25 protein-coding genes are annotated in these 22,178 nt (G+C 41.1%); 24 read left to right on the forward strand and 1 reads right to left on the reverse strand.

Going from position 1 to position 22,178, the window contains the following annotated elements:
- Positions 1-44: 44 nt before the first annotated feature.
- Positions 45-656: a hypothetical protein gene (locus D1013_RS18950; protein ID WP_121850322.1), complete on the forward strand. Its 612-nt coding sequence runs from the start codon at positions 45-47 to the stop codon at positions 654-656.
- A 37-nt stretch (positions 657-693) separates the two neighbouring features.
- Here the strand turns inward: D1013_RS18950 and D1013_RS18955 are convergent, their stop codons facing one another.
- Entirely contained in the window at positions 694-1,944 is a 1,251-nt protein-coding gene (locus D1013_RS18955) for an NAD(P)/FAD-dependent oxidoreductase (RefSeq protein ID WP_121850804.1), read from the reverse strand.
- A 181-nt stretch (positions 1,945-2,125) separates the two neighbouring features.
- Between D1013_RS18955 and D1013_RS18960 the strand changes: the two genes are divergently transcribed.
- The 23 genes from D1013_RS18960 (at position 2,126) to D1013_RS19070 (ending at position 22,141) form a co-directional block, all read left to right on the forward strand.
- Positions 2,126-3,658, forward strand: a complete 1,533-nt coding sequence (locus D1013_RS18960; protein ID WP_121850323.1) for a flexirubin biosynthesis tyrosine ammonia-lyase FlxA — start codon at positions 2,126-2,128, stop codon at positions 3,656-3,658.
- Positions 3,659-3,777: 119 nt separating this feature from the next.
- Positions 3,778-4,908: a WG repeat-containing protein gene (locus D1013_RS18965; protein ID WP_121850324.1), complete on the forward strand. Its 1,131-nt coding sequence runs from the start codon at positions 3,778-3,780 to the stop codon at positions 4,906-4,908.
- 21 nt (positions 4,909-4,929) lie between these two features.
- A complete protein-coding gene (gene fabG, locus D1013_RS18970; RefSeq protein WP_121850325.1) occupies positions 4,930-5,676 on the forward strand; it encodes a flexirubin biosynthesis SDR family reductase FlxB in 747 nt (248 codons plus the stop codon).
- Between the two features lie 162 nt (positions 5,677-5,838).
- Entirely contained in the window at positions 5,839-7,065 is a 1,227-nt protein-coding gene (locus tag D1013_RS18975) for a beta-ketoacyl-[acyl-carrier-protein] synthase family protein (RefSeq protein ID WP_121850326.1), read from the forward strand.
- A 2-nt stretch (positions 7,066-7,067) separates the two neighbouring features.
- Positions 7,068-7,310 carry an acyl carrier protein gene (locus D1013_RS18980; protein ID WP_121850805.1) on the forward strand — a complete coding sequence of 81 codons (243 nt, stop codon included), beginning with the start codon at positions 7,068-7,070 and terminating at the stop codon, positions 7,308-7,310.
- A 144-nt stretch (positions 7,311-7,454) separates the two neighbouring features.
- Positions 7,455-8,339 (forward strand): lysophospholipid acyltransferase family protein, encoded by an 885-nt coding sequence (locus D1013_RS18985; protein ID WP_121850327.1) that lies wholly within the window; start codon positions 7,455-7,457, stop codon positions 8,337-8,339.
- Positions 8,336-9,262: an NADPH-dependent FMN reductase family protein gene (locus D1013_RS18990; protein WP_121850328.1), complete on the forward strand. Its 927-nt coding sequence runs from the start codon at positions 8,336-8,338 to the stop codon at positions 9,260-9,262. The genes D1013_RS18985 and D1013_RS18990 overlap by 4 nt, the downstream gene beginning before the upstream one ends.
- Entirely contained in the window at positions 9,262-10,395 is a 1,134-nt protein-coding gene (locus D1013_RS18995) for a dialkylresorcinol biosynthesis protein DarB (RefSeq protein WP_121850329.1), read from the forward strand. Before D1013_RS18990 ends, D1013_RS18995 begins: the two co-directional genes overlap by 1 nt.
- Complete coding sequence (locus D1013_RS19000) at positions 10,395-10,835, forward strand: hotdog family protein (RefSeq protein WP_121850330.1); 441 nt, start codon at positions 10,395-10,397, stop codon at positions 10,833-10,835. The genes D1013_RS18995 and D1013_RS19000 overlap by 1 nt, the downstream gene beginning before the upstream one ends.
- Positions 10,836-11,294 (forward strand): hotdog family protein, encoded by a 459-nt coding sequence (locus D1013_RS19005; RefSeq protein ID WP_121850331.1) that lies wholly within the window; start codon positions 10,836-10,838, stop codon positions 11,292-11,294.
- A 93-nt stretch (positions 11,295-11,387) separates the two neighbouring features.
- Positions 11,388-11,792, forward strand: a complete 405-nt coding sequence (locus D1013_RS19010) for a flexirubin biosynthesis protein DarG (RefSeq protein WP_121850332.1) — start codon at positions 11,388-11,390, stop codon at positions 11,790-11,792.
- Positions 11,792-12,787: a BtrH-related acyltransferase DarH gene (locus D1013_RS19015; RefSeq protein WP_121850333.1), complete on the forward strand. Its 996-nt coding sequence runs from the start codon at positions 11,792-11,794 to the stop codon at positions 12,785-12,787. Before D1013_RS19010 ends, D1013_RS19015 begins: the two co-directional genes overlap by 1 nt.
- Positions 12,784-13,527 carry an ABC transporter ATP-binding protein gene (locus D1013_RS19020; protein ID WP_121850334.1) on the forward strand — a complete coding sequence of 248 codons (744 nt, stop codon included), beginning with the start codon at positions 12,784-12,786 and terminating at the stop codon, positions 13,525-13,527. The genes D1013_RS19015 and D1013_RS19020 overlap by 4 nt, the downstream gene beginning before the upstream one ends.
- Complete coding sequence (locus D1013_RS19025) at positions 13,520-14,791, forward strand: ABC transporter permease (protein ID WP_121850335.1); 1,272 nt, start codon at positions 13,520-13,522, stop codon at positions 14,789-14,791. Before D1013_RS19020 ends, D1013_RS19025 begins: the two co-directional genes overlap by 8 nt.
- On the forward strand, positions 14,781-15,218 hold the full coding sequence (locus D1013_RS19030; protein ID WP_225621398.1) for an acyl-CoA thioesterase: 438 nt from the start codon (positions 14,781-14,783) through the stop codon (positions 15,216-15,218). The genes D1013_RS19025 and D1013_RS19030 overlap by 11 nt, the downstream gene beginning before the upstream one ends.
- Complete coding sequence (locus tag D1013_RS19035) at positions 15,211-16,359, forward strand: beta-ketoacyl synthase N-terminal-like domain-containing protein (protein WP_121850337.1); 1,149 nt, start codon at positions 15,211-15,213, stop codon at positions 16,357-16,359. Before D1013_RS19030 ends, D1013_RS19035 begins: the two co-directional genes overlap by 8 nt.
- Positions 16,360-16,441: 82 nt before the next feature.
- Positions 16,442-17,503 carry a methyltransferase gene (locus tag D1013_RS19040; RefSeq protein WP_121850338.1) on the forward strand — a complete coding sequence of 354 codons (1,062 nt, stop codon included), beginning with the start codon at positions 16,442-16,444 and terminating at the stop codon, positions 17,501-17,503.
- A 10-nt stretch (positions 17,504-17,513) separates the two neighbouring features.
- Entirely contained in the window at positions 17,514-18,131 is a 618-nt protein-coding gene (locus tag D1013_RS19045; RefSeq protein ID WP_121850339.1) for a 3-oxoacyl-ACP synthase, read from the forward strand.
- Complete coding sequence (locus D1013_RS19050; protein WP_121850340.1) at positions 18,128-18,385, forward strand: phosphopantetheine-binding protein; 258 nt, start codon at positions 18,128-18,130, stop codon at positions 18,383-18,385. Before D1013_RS19045 ends, D1013_RS19050 begins: the two co-directional genes overlap by 4 nt.
- Before the next feature lie 34 nt (positions 18,386-18,419).
- Positions 18,420-19,619: a beta-ketoacyl-[acyl-carrier-protein] synthase family protein gene (locus tag D1013_RS19055; RefSeq protein ID WP_121850341.1), complete on the forward strand. Its 1,200-nt coding sequence runs from the start codon at positions 18,420-18,422 to the stop codon at positions 19,617-19,619.
- Positions 19,616-20,689, forward strand: coding sequence for a beta-ketoacyl synthase N-terminal-like domain-containing protein (locus tag D1013_RS19060; protein ID WP_121850342.1), 1,074 nt, complete (start codon positions 19,616-19,618; stop codon positions 20,687-20,689). The genes D1013_RS19055 and D1013_RS19060 overlap by 4 nt, the downstream gene beginning before the upstream one ends.
- Positions 20,683-21,471 carry a polysaccharide deacetylase family protein gene (locus tag D1013_RS19065; RefSeq protein ID WP_121850343.1) on the forward strand — a complete coding sequence of 263 codons (789 nt, stop codon included), beginning with the start codon at positions 20,683-20,685 and terminating at the stop codon, positions 21,469-21,471. The genes D1013_RS19060 and D1013_RS19065 overlap by 7 nt, the downstream gene beginning before the upstream one ends.
- 4 nt (positions 21,472-21,475) lie before the next feature.
- Positions 21,476-22,141, forward strand: coding sequence for a flexirubin biosynthesis/transport protein LolA2 (locus D1013_RS19070; protein WP_225621397.1), 666 nt, complete (start codon positions 21,476-21,478; stop codon positions 22,139-22,141).
- The last annotated feature ends 37 nt before the right edge of the window (positions 22,142-22,178 follow it).

Genomic DNA, 22,178 nt, shown 5'->3' on the forward strand with positions numbered 1-22,178 from the left:
TTGATTATCAAACATAAAAGGTAAAGATTTCAATTATAACCATTATGAAAAAATTCGTACTACTAATGGCCTTGACCATCACCGGCCTGGCTACTGCCCAAAAGTTAAAGATTGAAGAGGGAGATTTCGACTTTCTACCTGGACAACAAGAAGTTAATGTCGAGTTCGTTTACGACAACATGAAACTGCTCAAAAAGAATCTTCCCGAAGAACAGTATGTAGCAGAACATGCTGCAGAAATGGAAGAAAAATCACCGGGTAAAGGCGATACTTGGAAGAAAAAGTGGGAAGCGGCCCCTGAATTGATTTGGCAGCCTAAGTTCTTAGAACTCATGAACCGCTATTTTTATGACGACCACCAATTAGCTTTTAAAGAAGGCTTGGCCGATGCCAAGTACACCCTGATAGTTGAAACCGTTTGGCTCTACCCAGGTTGGGATGCAGGAGTTATGAAACAACCCGCCAAGGTAACTACCAACCTCAAATTTGTTGAAACGGCCGACCCAAGCAACGTTTTGGCAGAAGTTTCTAGTGAAAACGCTCCGGGAGACCAATGGGGCAGTAGTTTCAGCAACGAAGACCGTTTAGGCGAAGGCTATGCCAAAACAGGCAAGTCTTTTGCCAGACTGGTTCTCAAGAAGACGAAAGCTTTTTAATCCGATAAACTATTGGAGGTCGTTAAAGAAATAGGTTTCAACCTATCGACTTATCGGCCTCTTTTTCCATTTCAGCTATTCGGGCCACTGTTTTCACCAGTCGGTGATGGTTTTTCACAAACGGATTTTCTTTATCCCACACATATCCAGCCAGTACAGCGCATATTTGAGCCTTGATTGTTGGGTTATCGTTGCTATCGAAAAATATGGTCTGTAGGTTGCCCGTGTACCACTCCTTTACATAAGTAGCAAAAACGTTCACCCCTTCTTTCATGTACTCGGCATACTCTTTTTCCCAATCGACCGTTTCACCTGCCAGCTGCTTCGCTATCAATTTCGAAGCAACCAACGAAGATTCAGTCGCAAAGGTGACCCCCGATGAAAATACAGGATCTAAAAACTCGGCACTATTGCCTGTTAGCACAAAGCCTTCCCCATAAAGCTTTTTTACAGATTTGGCGATGTTCTTGATGATCACAGGCTCAAATTCATATTCCAGACCATCAAACCGATCAAAGTAATATTCGGAAAGTTTCATCATTTCCCGCAGTTTTTCCGTGTGAGATCCCTGAAAAGATTCGATATAATCGGATGGGCCTACGAATCCGATACTGGTGTACCCATTTGAAAAAGGAATAACCCAGAGCCAGGTTTCTAGGCTAACGATATCAAAAGTGATGATGGTACCCTCTCGACCTTGCGGCCTTTTACTGTCTTTTACATGAGTGAATATAGAGGAGTGTCGCCCTATATCTGAAGGTTTATCCAAATCTAAAAGTCGTGGCAAAACCCTACCATGACCGCTTGAATCGACAATGAACTTGGCCGATATGGCGGAGAGACTTCCATCGATATCTTTAATGGTTGTAATCGAATCACTGCCATTAAAATCGACCCCCACCACTTCCTTTTCAAAGTCAATGTCTACGCCCCAACCTTCTAGGGTATCGGTTAAGGTTTTATCGAAATCGGCCCTGGGCACTTGCCATGTCCAGTCCCATCCTTCCGTAAATTTCTTACTAAAATCGAAATTACAGATTTTATCGCCTCTCATAAATCGGGCGCCTGCCTTGACTTCGTAATTTCTTTTTTTCAATTCCTCTAATAAGCCGACCTCTTCAAAATGATCCATGCAGCGGGGCAATAGGCTTTCACCTATTACGAATCTCGGAAACTTGCTTTTCTCAACGACCTTTACCTTAAGGCCTTGCTTAAAGAGATACGCGGCCGATACGGCCCCTGATGGCCCAGCCCCGATAATTAGTACGTCTACAGATTCGTTTTGCATGGTTTTGGTCATAAATCTTCCTTCTAAACTTAAAGTTCTACGAGCTGAAAAGGAAATGAGATTGCTAAAAATACAAAGTAAAAATACGATAATCCTTACCTATTTATTAGTAATTTGCATTCTGAATTATTTATTTTAGCCCTCCCGAAAAACTAGAAATATATCGAAGACCAACCGAAAAATGCCAGAAATTAAAGGAAAGTTAGGAATTGAGGAGTTTTATAGTGTAATTTTTGACAACGAACCCCTTTCCGTCGACCATAAGGTAATCGAAACCGTTCAAAAAAGCTTTGATTTTCTAAAAGAATTCTCCAAGAACAAGGTCATATATGGCGTCAACACCGGCTTCGGCCCTATGGCGCAATACAAGATAAAAGACTCCGAAACCTTACAGTTACAGTATAATCTTATCAGAAGTCACGCATCTGGCACGGGCAAACCAATACCGGAAAAGTACGTAAGAGCTGCCATGCTGGCCCGATTGAACACCCTTAGCTTGGGCAATTCGGGTGTACACGTTTCGGTGGTAAGCACTATGACCGAACTGATCAACAAAAACATTACGCCCCATATTTATGAACATGGTGGTGTAGGTGCGAGTGGCGATTTGGTGCAGTTGGCACATTTAGCGTTGGTGCTGATTGGTGAAGGTGAAGTATTCTATAAAGGCCAGCGAAGACCTACCACAGAAGTGTTCGAAATTGAAGGTATTGAGCCCATCAAAGTAAAACTAAGGGAAGGCCTAGGGCTCATCAACGGAACTTCGGTAATGACCGGCATCGGTGTTGTCAATACCATTTATACCCGACGCCTTTTGGAGTGGATGATTGCCTGCTCTTCTGCCATTAACGAAATAATGCAGGCTTATGACGACCACCTTTCGGAAGCCTTGAACTCCACCAAAAAACACAAAGGGCAGCGCGAAATCGCACGTTCGATGCGCAGCCATTTAAAAGACAGTACGCTCACGCGAAAAAGAGAGCATCACTTATACACCGATACTAACGGAAATGTATCAGTATTTGAAGAGAAAGTGCAAGAATACTACTCGATTCGCTGTGTGCCACAAATTCTTGGGCCGGTGCTGGACACGCTTAACGATGTACAGCGAATTTTGATAGAAGAGGTCAATTCGGCCAATGACAACCCCATTGTTGATGTGGCCCAGAAAAATGTATACCATGGCGGCAATTTTCACGGAGATTACGTCTCATTGGAAATGGATAAACTCAAGATCGTGGTAACAAAAATGAGTATGTTGGCCGAACGCCAGCTCAATTATTTAATGAATTCAAAGCTGAACGACATTCTTCCCCCGTTCGTCAACCTGGGCACCTTAGGCCTTAACTTTGGTATGCAGGGCGTTCAGTTTACGGCAACCTCTACAACGGCCGAAAACCAAATGTTATCCAACCCAATGTATGTTCATAGCATACCCAACAACAACGACAATCAAGATATCGTAAGTATGGGTACCAATGCGGCCCTGATCACCAAAAAAGTCATCGAAAATGCTTTTGAAATAATTGCTATAGAAATGATAACAGTCGTTCAGGCAATTGAGTATCTTAGTGTACAGGATAAGGTCTCGTCGAAAACGAAAAAAATGTACGATGCCGTGCGCAATATAGTTCCCCCGTTCAAAGAAGATACGATTATGTATCCGTATGTTAACCAAGTGAAAGATTTTATCACTAACCATAAGAACAAGTAACCATAGAGCGGAAAGTCAGCAGGCACATTGCCCCGATTTAAAAAAGCTATTCGTTCTTTTCGCCGCTATCGTTCGGTTCGAACAAAAGAAACACGTAGTTATTTTAAATTTTTAACACAATGAAAACAAAAAGCTTTTTACTGTTATTAGTAGCACTGAATTCAGTGATTGTTTACGCCCAAGAACTTTCCTTGGTTAGGGAAGATGGCAAATTTGGTTATATCGACAAAACGGGCAAGTATGCGATCCAACCCAGTTTTGAGGAGGCCAAAACTTTCTCAAATGGCCTAGCGGCGGCAGTTCAAGACAAAAAATGGGGATATATAAAACCTTCGGGCGAATGGGCCATTGAACCCAAATATGAAAAAGTAAAGTATTTTGATTCAGGTTACGCCATGGTAGCCGAAAATGGGGAATGGAAATATATCGACAAAACAGGTAAAGTACTTGAAGTTCCCTCGGCCGAAAAATATTACGATTTTGAAGATGGCGTTGCCCTTTATAGACAAGGGGACAAAATTGGGCTTATTGGCACGAATGGCAAGGTAATTCTAGAACCAACCTACGATGCCATCAAAAAATTCAGAAATGGCCACGCCAAAGTTCAGAAAGGTGATTTGTGGGGCATGATTGACAACAAAGGTAAAGTGGTCATTCCCGTAGAATATGAAGAAATAGGTAATGAATACCACCCGAATGGTGTAGAAGGTATGAAAGGTGGCTCTTACGGAATCATCACGAATGGCACTTTTAATACTATCGAAGGGGCCGACAAAGTATGGGGCTTTTATGAAAACTCAAATCTGACCTATGCCAGAAAAGACAAGAAAATAGGCTTTGTCAATAGTAGCGGAAAATGGGTCATAGAGCCTAAATATGATAAGGCCCGTGCTTTCGTAAAAGGCTTGGCCCCAGTAGCTGAAGGCAAAAACTGGGGATATATCAACGAAAAAGGCGAAATGGTCATTGAGCCGAAATACCGTGATGCAGAGGTTTTTACAGAAGATGGCCTGGCACCTGTGAAAGAGAAAATGTGGGGTTTCATCAACACTACCGGTAAAGAGGTCATTCCCTTGGAATATGATATAACTGCCGGCTTCGCTTTCTTGGCAGGAAACGACTCTAAAGGATTTATAGACGGTCTCGCTCGGGTAAAAACTAAGAAAGGCTGGGGCTTTCTCGATAAAAACGGAAAACTATTGGCCGATAAATGGTTTCAGAATGCAGAGCCCTTTGCTTCCGTTAAATAGAATAAATACTCATATAATTGAATGAAAGAGGAAAAGAAAAAATATGCTTTGGTCACTGGAGGTTCTCGCGGCATAGGCCGTGCAATTTGTGTTCAATTGGCCAAAGACCTAGATTATCACATCCTCATCAACTATAACAGCAATGCCAGTGCGGCCGAAGAAACCTTGCAAATGGTTGAGGAAGTAGGCGGCAACGGAGAACTGATCCAATTTAATGTTATTGATGGCGAGCAGGTAAAGAATGTATTGGAAAACTGGCACGAAGACCACCCTAACGATGTCATCGAAGTTGTGGTCAACAATGCGGGTATTACCAAAGACGGGCTTTTTATGTGGATGCCAAAAGAAGATTGGTCAAAGGTTATAGAGACCAGTCTTAATGGTTTTTACCATGTTACCAATGCCTTGATTCAAAAATTGCTGGTCAATAAATATGGCCGTATAATCAATATGGTTTCGGTATCGGGCCAAAAAGGCACACCTGGGCAAACCAACTATTCGGCAGCCAAAGGCGCCGTGATAGGCGCTACAAAGGCCTTGGCCCAAGAGGTGGCCAAAAGAAAGGTGACGGTAAACGCAGTGGCGCCCGGCTTTATAAAAACCGACATGACCGAAGAGCTGAATGAACAAGAGCTGAAAAAGATGATACCGGCCAACCGATTCGGTACCGCTGAAGAGGTAGCACACGCCGTATCATTCTTGGCATCGAGCAAATCGAGTTACATTACGGGGGAGGTCATTAATATCAACGGTGGTATTTACTCATAAAACAGGTATTGGTTTTGGCACTTTGTATTTTGAACCCTCTGAAAGATTCAAAATACGGGTGCCATTTCAATTTCAGAGGTCAGCAATTTTCAGTTTAAAAACCCGTTAGAAGCAAGAACTTTATTATATTAGGTTGGCATACCAAACATCTACAGTGACAGAATGAGGAGAGTAGTTATTACGGGCATGGGCATTTATTCGTGCATCGGCAAAAACCTTGAAGAAGTAAAAAATTCGCTATATGAAGGAAAATCGGGAATCATTTATGATCCAGACCGTGCTTCTTTCGGTTATCGCTCTCCTATTACCGGTTTTGTTGAAGAACCCGACCTAAAATCATTACTTTCGAGAAGACAGCGCATAAGTATGGGGCAAGAAGCCCAATACGCTTATATGGCCACCATTGAGGCCCTAAAAAATGCCAAAATCGATGATAGTTTTTTAGAGCAAAATGAAGTCGGTATTCTTTATGGCAATGACAGTACTGCTAAAGCAACCGTAGAATCCGTTGACATCATTCGAGAAAAAGGAGATACCACCCTAGTGGGTTCAGGCGCTATTTTCAAGGCCATGAACTCTACGGTTACCATGAACCTTTCGACCATTTTTAAACTGAGGGGCATCAATTTAACCATTAGTGCTGCCTGTGCCAGTGGATCCCATTCGGTTGGTTTGGCCTATCACCTTATTAAGAGTGGTCTACAAGATTGCATAATTGCCGGTGGGGCCCAAGAAATCAATCAAGAGGCTATGGGCAGTTTTGATGGCTTAGGAGTTTTCGCTACGAATATTGACAATCCTGAAAAGGCATCAAAACCTTTTGACAAAGACCGAAATGGCCTAGTACCCAGTGGCGGTGGTGCCACTTTAATCATTGAAAGCTATGAGTCTGCCGTAAAAAGGGGCGCTCCAATTATTGCTGAAATTGTGGGCTATGGCTTTTCGTCAAATGGCGATCATATCTCCACCCCCAATGTTGACGGCCCGGCGCGGGCAATGCAACGTGCACTTGTAGATGCCGAAATGCAAGCTTCAGAGGTAGATTACGTAAACGCCCATGCAACCTCGACCCCTGTCGGCGATGCCAATGAAGCAAAGGCTATTTTTGAGGTGTTTGGAAAGAGCAACCCCTACGTTAGTTCTACCAAATCGATGACAGGACATGAGTGTTGGATGGCAGGAGCAAGCGAAATTATCTACTCGTTGATTATGATGGAAAATTCGTTCATAGCACCTAATATCAATCTTGAAAACCCTGATGAAGATTCGGGGAAATTAAATATTGTTAAGAAAACCTTAAACAAAAAAATTGATGTATTTTTGTCCAACTCATTCGGATTTGGCGGAACAAATTCGGCACTGATACTTAAAAAAGCAAGTGAGAGATGACATTGACCAAAGAAGAGATTGTTGAGAAGATTAACCTTTTTCTCATCGATGAATTTGAAGTAGATGAGGATGAGATCAGACCTGAGGCCAACCTTAAAGATGCCTTAGACTTAGATAGCCTAGACTTCGTTGATTTAGTCGTGGCCGTTGAAAGTAACTTTGGAGTTAAATTAGTGGGCGAAGACTTTGTGAACGTACACACACTTCAAAATTTCTATGACCTAATAGAAAAGAAATTGGCTTAAATTTACTTCTAAAATTCTTCAATACCCTATACCAAAACCCAAACAAAGATGACCAGGGCCAGAGGTAGCCAGCTTATAGCAAATACAGTTTTTAGTATCTACATACCTTACAAAGGCACAGTTAGGCCAAATACCGATACATAAATGGCTGAATGGGAGGGACAATCAAGGGGCAACCTACTGGGCTATAAGATTTTTATTTTTCTTCTAAGAAAACTAGGCATAGGTGTCGCTTATTTTGTACTCCGATTTGTCGCTTTCTACTATTTTCTTTTTTCGTTCAAAAGCTCTAAATGCATCTACCAATATTTTCATAAGAGATTAGGATATTCTCCAGTGAAAAGCATTCTTAACATTTATAGTAGCTATTATACCCTGGGGAGAATTTTAATTGATAGAGTTGCCATATCTACCGGCCTAAGAGAGAAATTCACCTACACACACGACGGTATTAAGTATATTGACGACCTTTTAAAAGAAGGTCAAGGCGGTATTCTCATCAGTGGTCATGTTGGCAACTTTGAAATTGCCCATTACTTTCTTGAAAACAGGTATAATATCAACAAGATCAGTATGGTCACCACCCGTGACGAGCAGCAGAGCATACTTGATTATATGGATAGTATCGTGGTGAAATCGCAACTTGATTTCATTTTGGTCAAAGATGACATGTCGCACATCTTTGAAATTCACTCGGCACTAGACAAAGGCGGTTTGGTAGTATTTACCGGAGACCGATACCTGCCAGGCACCAAAACTTTAAAGGCGAGTTTGCTTGGCAAAGAAGCCGAATTTCCGTTGGGGCCTTATTTGTTGGCCTCTCGTCTTAATATGCCCGTATTATTTGTATATGTAATGAAAGAGACCCGAAAGCATTATAGCTTGTATGCCCGAAAAGCTAACTTCAAGGCTCGTGATGCACAAGGTCTTTTGAACGAGTACACACAAAGTATGGAGTGGATTATTAAAAAATACCCCCTACAATGGTTTAATTTTTTCGACTTTTGGAAAGACCTTAAAAAAGAATGAAAGAAGTTCTCATTATTTACTTTACCCAAACGGGCCAATTACACGATATTTTAAAAAATGTTGAATCGACCCTTGGGGGAGAAAATATCAATATCGATTACCACAGAATAGTTCCGGAACCAGCCTATGATTTCCCTTGGAAAAATGAAGAGTTCTACGATGTTTTTCCGGAATCGTATTTGCAGATTCCTCAAGAAACCAACCAGCCAAGCGAAAAAATTCTTAGTAAGAAATACGACTTGATCATTTTGGGCTACCAAGTTTGGTTCTTGACCCCCTCAAGACCTATCAGCTCGTTTCTTAAATCAGATACCGCTAAAAAATTGTTCAAAGACACCCCGGTGGTAACTTTGGTGGCCTGCAGAAATATGTGGATCCAGGCCCAAGAAAAAATCAAGATACACTTAAAATCACTTAACGCCCATCTAGTTGGGCACATCGCACTTGTAGATAGGCACATCAACCACATAAGTGTTATTACCATACAGCATTGGATGATCAACGGCAAAAAAGATCGCTTGTTCGGCATCTTTCCAAAACCGGGGGTTTCCGACACTGAAATTGCCAAGGCCAATCGATTTGGTGCACCAATTAGAGAAGCGCTTCTAAGCGATAGCTTTAACGACTTACAAGATAAATTACTTCAACTAGACGCCGTTCGGGTCAACCCCTATCTAGTGCGAACCGATGAACGCGGCAACGTTCTATTTTCAAAATGGGCCAACTTCCTGATCAAAAAAGGAGGACAGGGAAATCCCAATCGTTTGAAATGGATTGGTTTGTTCAAATATTATTTGTTATTTGCTATTTGGGTCATAGCTCCTATAGTTTTTATCGTATTTTTGCTGACTTATTTGCCCATGACCCCCAAAAGGAAGAGAGAACGAATCTATTATTCTTCCGTTGCATTAAATGAAAATTGATGAAGGACGTTTACATCACGAGAATTTCCAAATTTTTACCCAATGAGCCGGTAGACAATGATCAAATGGAAGAAAAGCTTGGAATCATTGACGGTCGGGCCTCTAAAGCTAGAAGAATTGTACTCCGAAACAATCAAATAAAAACAAGATATTACGCCATAGACGAAAAGGGCGAAACCACACATAATAATGCTCAATTAGCGGCAGCGGCGGTAGAGGGTCTCTGCGACGAAAATTTTACTGTTCAAGACATTGAACTGCTTTCTTGCGGCACCTCTAGCCCCGATCAAATATTACCCTCGCACACCAGTATGGTTCATGGTTTTTTAAAAAACCGTAATATGGAAATCAATTCTGCATCCGGTGCCTGCTGTTCGGGAATGAACGCTCTTAAATACGGGTATTTGTCAGTGAAGGCCGGTGAAACTAAAAATGCAGCGTGTGCAGGTTCTGAACGCACCTCTTCATGGATGAAGGAAAGGGTTTTTCAGAACGAAGTCGAGCACCTTAAAAATCTGGAAGAGAGCCCTATTTTGGCTTTCAACAAAGAATTTTTAAGATGGATGCTATCAGACGGTTCAGGTGCAGTTCTCTTAGAAAGCGAACCCAAAGGCAATACTCCTTTGAAAATCGAGTGGATGGATGGCTACAGCTACGCCTTTGAAATGGAAACCTGTATGTACGCCGGTGCCGACAAAGAAGAAAACGGAACCTTGACTCCATGGAGTGAATTTCCCGCCGAAGAATGGGGTCAAAGATCCCTTTTTGCCATGAAGCAAGATACCCGCCTTTTGGGTGACAACATTCTAAAAAAAGGTGTTCATAGTCTTAAAATGACTTATGAAAAACACGGTATCGGTCCAGAAGATGTCGATTACTATCTACCTCATATTTCTTCATATTACTTCAAGCAGGGCTTATACGACGAAATGAAAGAACAAGGTATAGAAATGCCTTGGGACAAATGGTTTTTAAACCTACAGAATGTAGGTAATATAGGGGCTGCATCTATTTATGTAATGCTTGAAGAATTAGTTGCTTCCGGCAAACTGAAGAAAGGTGATAAAATACTTTTTCACGTACCTGAAAGTGCCCGATTCTCCTATATGTACGCGTATTTGACCGTTTGTTAATGACTTCATCTGAAAACCATATCGCAGAAGGTGAGTTTCTTTTGTCACTGATACCTCAAAAGACACCTTTCGTAATGGTCGATTCACTGGTAGAATACGATGAAAAAAGATTGGTTTCGCATTATACCATCAGGCAAAACAACATTTTGGTACGTGAAGATTTTTTCACAGCTCCAGGTCTTATCGAGAATATGGCCCAAACCATCGCACTTCATACAGGTTACAAGTACTTTTTATTGAACAAACCTGCGCCAACCGGTTATATAGGTGCCATTAAGTCAACCGAAGTCTTAAAACTGCCAAAGGTTGACCAAACCTTGGTTACCACAGTTGATATTCTTCATGACATTATGGATGTTACTTTGGTAAAGGCCAAGATTGAGTGCGAAGGAACTCTCTTGGCTACCAGTGAAATGAAAACGGCCTTGGCCAAACAGTAGATGAAAAAGGCCCGTTACGACATCAATATCAAAAACTTTTTACCGCATCGACCCCCGATGCTTATGGCTACGGTAACCCCGTACCTAGATGAAGATTCGGTCATAACCCATTTTGAAATCAGTGACAATTGCATTTTTTTAAATGCGAAGGGTTATTTGTCCGAAGCTGGTCTTATCGAGAATGCTGCACAGGCAAGCACGGCTATCGTTGGGCAAAGTTATTTCGACGATGAAGACTTAGAAGGTTCGGGAAATAAGCTGGTCGGCTACATTAGTGCCATTAAAAAAGTCGAGATCAAAGCACTACCAAAAGTAAACGACCTGTTGGTCACCAAGGCCAAATTACTCTCCCGCTTCGACACCGGGAGTATGAGCGTTTGTACCATTACTTCTTCCACTTTTAGAAATGATGATTTAATCGTAGATTGTACCTTTAATTTTTTAATACATGAAGTATAACCGATAATGGTTATCGGAGCTTAAGATTATACTTGAAACAGTACCAGAATTGACTACCCCACGGCAGAAAATGAAGCTGATACTTGATTGAAAATGAAAAAAAAAGAGGTACCACAAGACAAAAGTCAATTACAAAAGGCCAATATTAAAGATATGGTCTATGCGGTGGATGAAAATGGCAACTATGTCACCGAATTGAGTACAGGCTGGGAACCCAAGACCATTGCTCTCGACAATGCCATGAAAGAAATTGAAGAGCGGGTCGAAGATGCCAGACAAAGAGTTCTCAATAACGAAACAAGCCCTATTGAGTACTATATGGAACTGCATAAAATGGATCTTCCTATTTTGGCCAGCTATGTGGGGCTATGGCAATGGAAAGTCAAAAGACACTTCAAACCATCCGTCTTCAAGAAATTATCTACCAAAATTTTACAGAAATATGCCGACGTTTTTGAAATTGGCATAGATGAATTACAGCATATAAAAAACTCATAATGCAAATCGACTTTACCCATAAGCAATCTGCACATTGCGAAAACGGAGTGGTATCAAACTTAATGAGACACAATGGCTTTGAGGTAAGCGAACCTATGGTTTTCGGTATCGGGTCAGGCCTTTTATTCAGCTATCTGCCCTTTATCAAGGTCAACTATGCCCCTGTTTTTACGTACCGGGCCATGCCAGGTTTTGTGTTCAACAGGTTTGCCAAAAGGGTCGGCGTGAAGGTTAAAAGGGAAAAGTTTAGCGACCCCAAGAAGGCCAAGGCCAGACTTGATGAGAATTTGGCCAAAGACAATCCGGTAGGTCTTCAAGTGGGTGTTTACAACCTGATCTACTTTCCTGATGAGTATCGTTTTCATTTCAACGCCCATAATATGGTGGTCTATGGAAAAGAAGGAGATGACTATTTGATCAGCGATCCAGTTATGGCCGATGTCACTACTTTAACTGACAAGCAATTGGAAAAAGTTCGCTTTGCAAAAGGCGCGTTTGCCCCAAAAGGCCATATGTATTATCCAATTTCCTTTCCTGAAAAACTTGAACTGAAGAGTGCCATTGTTAAGGGTATCAAACATACCTGCCGCGACATGGTCGCCCCCGCTCCGATAGTTGGCGTACGGGCCATGCGATGGGTCGCCAAGAATATAAAATCGTGGCCCAAAAAATTGGGCGCAAAAAAAGCCAATCACTATTTAGGCCAGATTGTTAGAATGCAGGAGGAAATAGGTACCGGCGGTGGCGGTTTTCGCTATATTTATGCTGCTTTCTTGCAAGAGGCCAGCGAAGTTCTCGAAAATGAGAGCTTAAAGGATTTTTCCAAGGAAATGACCCAAATCGGGGATTCTTGGAGAGATTTCGCTTTAGAAGCCTCACGCATCTACAAAAATAGAAACGGAGAAGCCGTTGGTTATGAGTCGATTTCGAACCAATTGAACGAAATTGCCAATCGGGAAGAAGCCTTTTTCAAGGCCTTACGAAAAGCCGTATGATTGAAATTCGCCAACTTTCAAAAAAATATAAGGATGCCGATCGGTATTCGGTTCGCAATTTAGATCTTACGATTTACGAAAAGGAGATTTTTGGCATATTAGGTCCGAATGGTGCAGGAAAGACTACGCTAATTTCAATGCTCAGTTCTTTGTTGAAGCCTACTTCCGGTTCATTTACCATCGATGGTTTGAGTTATCAGAACGAAATGAAACAGCTCAAACAGATAATCGGAATCGTACCCCAGGAATATGCATTATATCCCTCTTTGACCGCATTCGAAAATTTAAAGTACTTCGGAAGTATGTATGGTCTTAAAGGGTCGGCACTTCATTCAAAAATCGAAGAACATCTAGAAATATTGGGCCTTGGCACTTTTGCTAATAAAAAAGTGCACACATTTTCTGGAGGAATGAAAAGGAGGGTGAATTTAATTGCTGGCATACTACATCGACCGAAAGTGTTGTTTTTAGATGAACCTACCGTTGGTGTTGATGTGCAATCAAAAAATGCTATTATCAATTACCTCAAAGAACTTAACCAGAAAGGTACCACCATACTCTATACCTCTCATCACCTCAACGAAGCAGAAAATTTCTGCTCGCATATCGCCATTATAGATTTGGGAGAAATTATCTGCAAAGGAGAGCCTAAAACCTTGATAAAAGAGCACAAAGAAGCCGAAAATCTTGAAGAGGTATTTTTGGCAAGAACTGGAAAAGCACTGAGGGATTATGCATAAACTTTGGGCCTCAGCAAATAAAGAATTTTTACTGCTTACCAGAGATTTCGGGGGTCTGGCCATTCTTTTTCTTATGCCCCTACTTTTGGTAATAACTATTACCGTAATACAAGACGGCACTTTTAAAACCCTTAAAGAATCTAAAATCCCTATTTTATTGGTTGATTTAGACCAAGGCACTGTTTCCAAAAACATTCAAGAGAACTTAAAAACAAGCGATCAATTTGAAGTAATTGCCCAACCAACAGAAGAGAAGGCGGAAGCATTGGTGCAAAATGGCGATTATCAGCTAGCGATTGTCATACCTCAAAATCTATCTAAAAACCTAAAACAGAAAGTTGAGGAAAATGTATCGGGCATTTTGGACCGATTTGGCATGGAAGAAGAGAACATTCCCTTAGCCAAATCAATTATAGAGCCTAAAGAGGTAAAACTTTACTTTGATCCCGCGACACAGATCTCATTTAGAAATGCTATAAAAAGTGGTATTGACCAAATGGTTTCCAAAATCGAAACGGAATCTATTTATAAGGCATTTCAAGAAGAATTGACCGATGACCCACAAGAAAAAATATTCGATACCCAACCTTTTATCACCTTTAAAGAAATTGCGCCGGGCAGTGTTTCCGAAAACAATGTCATCCCAAATTCAACACAGCACAACATTCCGGCATGGACGCTTTTTGCCATATTCTTTATCATTCTGCCCCTTTCCATCAACATGGTAAAAGAAAAGAATTTGGGCACGTTCGTTCGCTTACGTACGAACCCTGTGTCGTATGCTACGGTACTTGGTGGTAAAACCATTGTGTTTTTAAGTGTCGCACTTATTCAGTTCGCTTTGATGTTAATTGTCGGGGTGTACCTTTTTCCATTATTAGGTCTTCCGCAATTATCGGTCGCGGGCAAGCTTTCATTTCTATTTTTGGTCGCATTTTTTGCCGGTCTGGCAGCTGTTGGCCTGGGGCTTCTCTTGGGCACCATTGCCAAATCTCAAGAACAATCAGCCCCATTCGGTGCTACTTTTGTCGTTATACTGGCCGCTTTGGGCGGGGTTTGGGTACCTGTATTTGCCATGCCCAAATTCATGCAGGTTCTATCGGGCATATCACCAATGAATTGGGGCTTGAACGCATTCTACGATGTATTTTTAAGAAATGTGGGTATTATTGAACTGCTTCCCGAAATTGCTTTGCTATTTTTGTTTTTCTTAATCACCACAGGAATTTCCATCTTCTATAATGAGAGAAAAAATGCCGTCTGAAACATCAAAAGAATTAAGTTACACGAGTGAAGTAAGAGTGCGGTTCTCAGAGTGCGACCCATTGGGCATTGTATGGCACGGCAATTACATACAGTTTTTTGAAGATGCTCGTGAAGCTTTCGGCAGACATCATGGTATTTCGTACTTAGACCAAAAAGCCCATAATTTTTCTACACCCATAGTAGCCTCTAAATGTGAGCATAAGCTACCACTGGCTTACGGCGATGTAGTTAAAGTAAAGGCTACCTACATTGATTCGGCCGCCGCCAAAATGGTTTTCAGGTATCAAATATTAAACCCTGAAGGTCAAGTGGTCTGTACTGGGGAAACCGTTCAGGTTTTTGTGGAACTGGGAGGCGAATTATCATTGACCCTACCCGATTTTTTTAGGGACTGGAAAATTAAAGTGGGCCTACTTGATGAATAACCCTATCATTTCATATAACAATATTATCTCATCTCTTGGTTTTGACAGCGCTACTGTTGTTGATAAAATTTCCAAGAAAGAATCAGGACTAGAGAAAATAATAGATCAAGATATACTTGATCGTCCTTTTTACTCATCTATGATTGATGTGGGCCTTCTTGAAAGTTCCTATTCAAAATTGGGCACCCGTCAAAAGTATACAAAGCTTGAAAAAATGATGATCGCGTCGCTCAGCGATACCTTAAAGTCATTTGAACACCCTTTGAATGAGCGCGTAGGGCTGATTGTTTCGACCACGAAAGGCAATATCGATGCTTTAGACCCCAATTCTTCATTTAACGAAAATCGAGCTTATTTAGGTGAGCTGGCAGCACAGCTTAAAAATTTCTTTCACTTTGAGACTGAACCTATAGTTTTATCGAATGCCTGTGTTTCAGGTGTCTTGGCGATTTCCGTGGCCAAAAGACTGATAAAACAAGACAAATTTGACCACGTTTTTGTGGTAGCGGGTGATTTGGTAACGCAATTCATCATCTCAGGCTTTAATGCTTTTCAGGCTTTGAGCGATTTGCCCTGTAGGCCTTATTGCCAAACACGGTCGGGAATCAACATCGGTGAAGTAGCAGCAAGCGTATTGGTCACTAATGACCATTCATTGGCTGTTGAAGAATCAGTAATAGTTATGGGTGATGCCTCTTGCAACGATGCCAATCATATTTCAGGGCCTTCAAGAACGGGTGAAGGTCTTCATCGAAGCATCGAATCGGCAATGAAAGAAGCTGCTATTTCAGCCAATCAGGTAGATTACATTTCGGCCCATGGTACGGCTACCCCCTATAATGATGAAATGGAATCGATTGCTTTTGACCGATCAGGTCTTAGCGAAGTTCCTTTAAACAGTTTAAAAGGTTACTTTGGGCATACCTTGGGTGCTTCAGGCCTTCTCGAAACAATTGTAGGCATGCATTCGTTAAAGAATAACACTTTATACGCTTCTTTGGGCTTTCAAGAAATGGGGGTGTCACGCCCTTTGAACATTATTAAAGACACAACGGAAAAAACCTTGAATATCTTTTTGAAAACTGCCTCTGGCTTCGGTGGGTCGAACACCGCTGTTCTCTTTAAAAAATTGAATAGCTAACCCTTTCCATCTAATATTTTAACATTGGTTTTCTAATTGGTCTTCAATCCCTAAATTTGCCCACCAATAGATTTACATAAAAATGGCCAAAAAACCTATGAAGGCTATTCAGGCGCTTGAAGAAGCCCAGAAGATTGCATTTGCCCCCTTTGTGTTTCAAACGACGGTATCTTTACGGAAGCTAGGTGTTTTGGACTATATTTTTGAGCACAGCAGAGAAAGCAACACCAAATTAAATCAACTTTCTGAAGCTCTTGATATAACTGAATACGGACTAAGTGTTCTGCTGGAGGTAGCCGAAAGTATGGATATTGTTGATCAAGATAGTGAAGGCAACTACGATTTGACCAAAATCGGATACTTTCTAAACTATCATAAGATGACGGAAGCCAATCTCAATTTTACGCAAGACGTTTGCTATCAAGGCCTTTATCATTTACCAGAAGCCATAGCGACTGGCAAGCCCGCTGGTCTTAAAGAATTAGGTGATTGGCCGACCATTTATGAAGGTCTTTCTAAATTACCAGAGCAAATTCAACAATCATGGTTCGCTTTTGACCATTTTTATAGCGACGAAATTTTCGGGGAGGCCCTACCTAAGGTTTTTAGGCACCAGCCAAAAACCCTTTTTGACATAGGTGGCAATACAGGAAAATTTGCCATACTTTGCGCTGAATATAACCCCGACGTATCTATCAAAATTTTTGATTTGCCCGGTCAATTATCAAAGGCTTTGGGAAATGCCAAACAAAAAGGACTTGAAAATCGTATTTCGGGACAGAAAATCGATTGGCTCTCAGAAGATCCAACTATTCCCGAAGGAGCCGATACCATTTGGATGAGCCAGTTCTTAGATTGTTTCTCAAAAAAGGAGATCCTCAAGATTCTAACCATCTGTAAGAATGCCATGGATGCTGAAACTGAGCTCATTATTATCGAAACCTTTACTGATAGACAAAAATTTGACAATGCTCGCTTTACTTTAGAAGCCACGTCTTTATACTTTACGGCTTTGGCTAACGGAAATAGTAAAATGTACAAAGCGGTTGAGTTTATAGAATTGATTGGTGCAGCTGGCCTTACTTTAAAAGAAGAAATTGCCGTTGGGGAATTTCATACCATGTTGGTCTGTAAAAAAAAGTGATTATTGAAAATTGGAGAACACGTACTTCATATCAAATTATTGCCATGTAAAAAACAATGCCATTTCGCTCAATGGCAGTTTGGTATATGAAAATGAAGCCGTTGACCTCAACACCTTTCTTAAATCGGCCTACCAAAACTTTCAAACTGATTATCCAAAGTTTTTTAAGATGGATGGTCTGAGCAAGTTGGCCTTCATGGCTTCCGAAGTTTTGCTAAAGTCAATAGAAATGCCTGAAGAGGGCAGCAACATAGCTATAGTTCTTTCAAACAGGGCATCCAGTCTCGATACCGACCGAAAGTACCAAGAATCGATTAGCGACAGTTCTAATTTTTATCCGAGTCCGGCAGTATTTGTATACACCCTGCCCAATATTTGCATCGGAGAAATTAGCATAAGACATAAACTATATTCTGAAAATAGTTTTTTTATCTTTGATCAATTCAATGCAGATTATTTGTATGAATACGGCGCAAGCCTTATTGATTCGAAAAAGGCAGACTCTGTATTATGTGGTTGGGTCGATGTAGATAAAGATAAATATGAAGCATTTATGTATTTAGTGACCAAGAATGGTTCTACAGTACATACAAAAGAAGAAATAACAAGATTATATCAATACCAATGAGTGAGTTAAAACAACAGCTGAAAGAGAAAATCATAGAGCAACTTAACCTTGAAGACGTTGCAGTAGATGAGATTCAGGATAATGACCCGCTCTTTGGCGAAGGTTTGGGGTTAGATTCTATCGATGCCCTTGAGCTGATCGTAATGCTTGATAAAGATTACGGTATTAAATTGGCCGACCCAAAAGAGGGAAGAAAGATTTTCGAATCAGTTCAGACCATGGCCACTTATATAGAAGCCAATAGAAGCCGATAAATTCTCACACGGCTAAGTTCCGTAAACTAAAACGATGGGTAAAGGGGTAGCAATAACCGGAATGGGTATCATTTCTGCCATTGGTAACAATGTAGCAGAAAATTACCAGTCGCTCTCTACCAATAAAATCGGTATTGACCGAATTACCCAAATCACTACCATTCATGAAAATGAAATAATGGTCGGTGAAATTTCCGGAACCAATTCAGATTTAGAAAATCAGTTAAAAATAGAAGCGGACCAATGGTCGCGAACGGTTCTGATTGGTGCCATAGCAGCAAGAGAAGCATTGGAAAATGCCGGAATAACCGACGTTAATGAGTTTAAGACCGGACTGATTTCAGGCACGACCGTTGGCGGAATGGATAAGTCGGAGCAATATTTCTACGACTACACCGATAACCCAAAAGTGCGTCAACATATTACTGGCTTGCATGCGGGTGATTCAACCAACAAAATTGCCAAATACCTAGGTCTAGAAAAAAGTTTTGTGACCACTATAAGCACCGCATGTTCATCTGCTGCCAACGCCATTATGTTGGGTGCCAGAATGATCAAATCAGGGCAGTTAGACCGAGTGGTTGTTGGTGGCACCGATAGTCTTTCAAAATTCACCATCAATGGATTTAAAACATTGATGATTTTATCCGATACATTTAGCACTCCTTTTGATGACGACCGAAAGGGACTTAATTTAGGGGAGGCCGCTGCCTATCTTGTATTGGAATCCGATGAGTTGGTTGCCAAGAAAAATAAAAAGCCATTGGCATTTGTAAAGGGATACGGCAATGCCAACGATGCCTTTCACCAAACCGCCTCTTCCGAAAATGGCGATGGTGCGGTACTCGCCATGCAAAAAGCATTGGAAGTAGCCGACTTAAAGCCTGAGGAAGTTGATTATGTTAACGCGCACGGTACGGCAACACCTAACAACGATCTTTCGGAAGGCAGAGCGTTAATTCGAATTTTTGGCGAAAATGTCCCCGAATTTAGTTCGACCAAATCGTTTACGGGCCATACATTGGCCGCGGCTGGAGGGGTTGAAGCGGTTTATTCCGTATTGGCATTACAGCATAATGTCATATTTCCCAACTTGAATTTCAAAACTCCAATGAAAGAGTTTGATCTTACTCCGGTTACGGAAAAAAAAGAAAAAAGCTTGCATACCGTATTGTCTAATTCGTTCGGTTTCGGAGGTAATTGTTCCACTCTTATTTTCTCAAAGAATCAATGAAAAATAAGGTGTACATACGTAGTGTAGGTTCGGTTTCAGCCCAAAAAACCTATGACAATACCAGTTTTTTAAACAAGGTGGTTACTTATAATGAGACCGTAACAAGGGTTATCGACCCGAACTATAAAGATTTTATTCCGCCTGCGGCCGCCCGAAGAATGGCCAAAGGAATAAAAATGAGTACCGTTAGCGCCAAAAATGCCCTTACGGAAGCGAATACTGAAGAATCGGAGGTCGATGCCATTATCGTTGGTACTGGTTTGGGCTGTATCGGTGATTCCGAAAAGTTTGTTAGCGATATAATCGATAACAACGAACAGTTTCTTACCCCTACCCGATTTATACAATCTTCGCACAACACCGTTGCAGGACAAATCGCCTTGGGAATGGGCTGTAAAGGGCATAATTTCACCTATGTACATTCATCTATTTCATTTGAGTCCGCACTGTTAGATGCCCATATGCAACTAATGAATGATGAAGCAAGTACCATTTTGACCGGTGGGGTCGATGAGTTGGTAGAACACCATGTCAGTACCCATCGCCTTATAGGCCATATAAAAAAAGACCCGGTAGAAACCATGTCTATTTTAGACAGTGGTTCAAAAGGAGCCATCTTTTCCGAGGGATCGCATTTTTTTGTGGTATCCAATAAAAAAGGGGAAAACGCTTATTCCGAATTGTTGGGTATAAGGACATTTAATTCTCTTGAACGTGATGAAATTGAGAAGGAAGCCTTGTCTTTTTTGAAAGAACAAGAAATGACCTCCGATGACATCGATTTGCTGATTTTGGGTTATAACGGTGATGTGGAATTTGATACTTATTACGAAGCCTTATCACAAGAGTCTTTTAAGAATACCCCGAAGGCTTATTTCAAACATTTATCAGGTGAATTTGATACGGCTTCCGGATTTGGCTTTTGGCTGGCCAACAAAATTCTGAAACATGGTTTTGTTCCTCAAGTGGTGCAGTTGGGTGATTCTTCAAAAGAAGCTCCACAAACCATTTTGATCTACAATCAATACAGAGGGGAAAACCACAGTCTCACCTTACTGAAAAAATGTTAAGCCGTTTGATTAGAAGAAGGGTAATCTATCCTACCACGGTTGTTCTACTGGTAGCATTGATTGTTCTTGATTCATTTTATGCGATAGGTTGGTATTGGTATGCCCTTATAGTTATCGCTTGGTTTCTGGTAACGCTCAGCGGGTCTTTTTTCATACAGTGGAATTTTCACCTGACTTCTTATCATTCCAACAAAAAAACCCCACATGATTGGGTAGCCATTACTTTTGACGATGGCCCTGATCCTGAATTTACACCACAGGTGCTCGATCTCTTAAAGAAATATTCGGCAAAGGCAACTTTCTTTTGTATCGGCGAAAAAATAGAGGCTCATCCATCAATACTTGAGCGTATTATTGATGAAGGACATACCATCGGAAACCATACTTTTACGCATTCACGTTCATTTGGTTTTTTTGGGGTGGAAGAAGTCAAAAATGAGCTTCAAAAAGCAAAAGAGACCGTACAGCGATTAAGCGGCCGAAAGATGGATTTGTATCGGCCGGCGTTCGGGGTTACCAACCCCTCAATAGAAAAGGTGGTCGAAGAGCTTCAGTTGAAATCAATTGGCTGGAATGTACGTTCGCTAGACACTACGCCCCGTTCTGAAAATATGGTCTACAATCGAATTGTTTCAAAAGTGGCTAAGGGCGACATTATACTTTTACATGATACCAGTAGCAAAAGCATAGCCGTTTTGGAACGGTTATTGGTATTTTTGAAGGATAAAAAACTACAGTCGGTCACCGTTGACCAATTGCTGGAAATTAGAGCCTATGTTTAGTACCATGATCAAAAAAATCAAATGGATTATTCCTAATACTTCTAAAAAAGGGCTCGTTTTATTATGCGCATCACTTGCTCTGTGGAGCAATTTGGCTGAAGCACAAACTGAAATGAATTCCACCCAATCAGAAGCGCTAAAAGCAAAAGTCAAAAAATTGGCTGATGCCACGCAAACCATTTCTAGCGATTTTACACAGTTCAAGCATATCGATTTTTTATCGAATGATATCGAATCAAGTGGCGTGTTGAAATTTAAAGCTCCCGATATGGTCAAATGGCAATATACCAAGCCTTACAACTATTCAATAGTTTTTAAAGACCGTACCATATTCATCAACGACGATGGTAATAAAAGTAATTTAGATGTGGGTGGCAGCAAGCTCTTCGAAAGGCTTAATCGCTTGATTGCATCCAGTATTAGGGGAGATATGTTCGATGAAGAGGAATTTTCAATGAAATTTTTCACCGATACCGAGTCCGACTTGGTGCATTTTTCACCCAAAGACCCCCAATTTTCAGAATTCATCAATGCCTTTCACATTCGTTTCGACAAGAAGGGAGAAGTGGTGCAGGTAAAGATGATCGAGCCATCCGGAGATTTTACAAGAATCGAGTTTCACAATAGAAAAACGAACGAAGCCCTTTCCAATGCGGATTTTTCTCAGTAGTATCTGCTTTCTTTTGATTTTTGGTTGTGCTTCCTAT

The sequence above is a fragment of the Euzebyella marina genome, from assembly GCF_003687485.1.
GTDB classification, from domain to species: Bacteria; Bacteroidota; Bacteroidia; order Flavobacteriales; family Flavobacteriaceae; genus Euzebyella; species Euzebyella marina.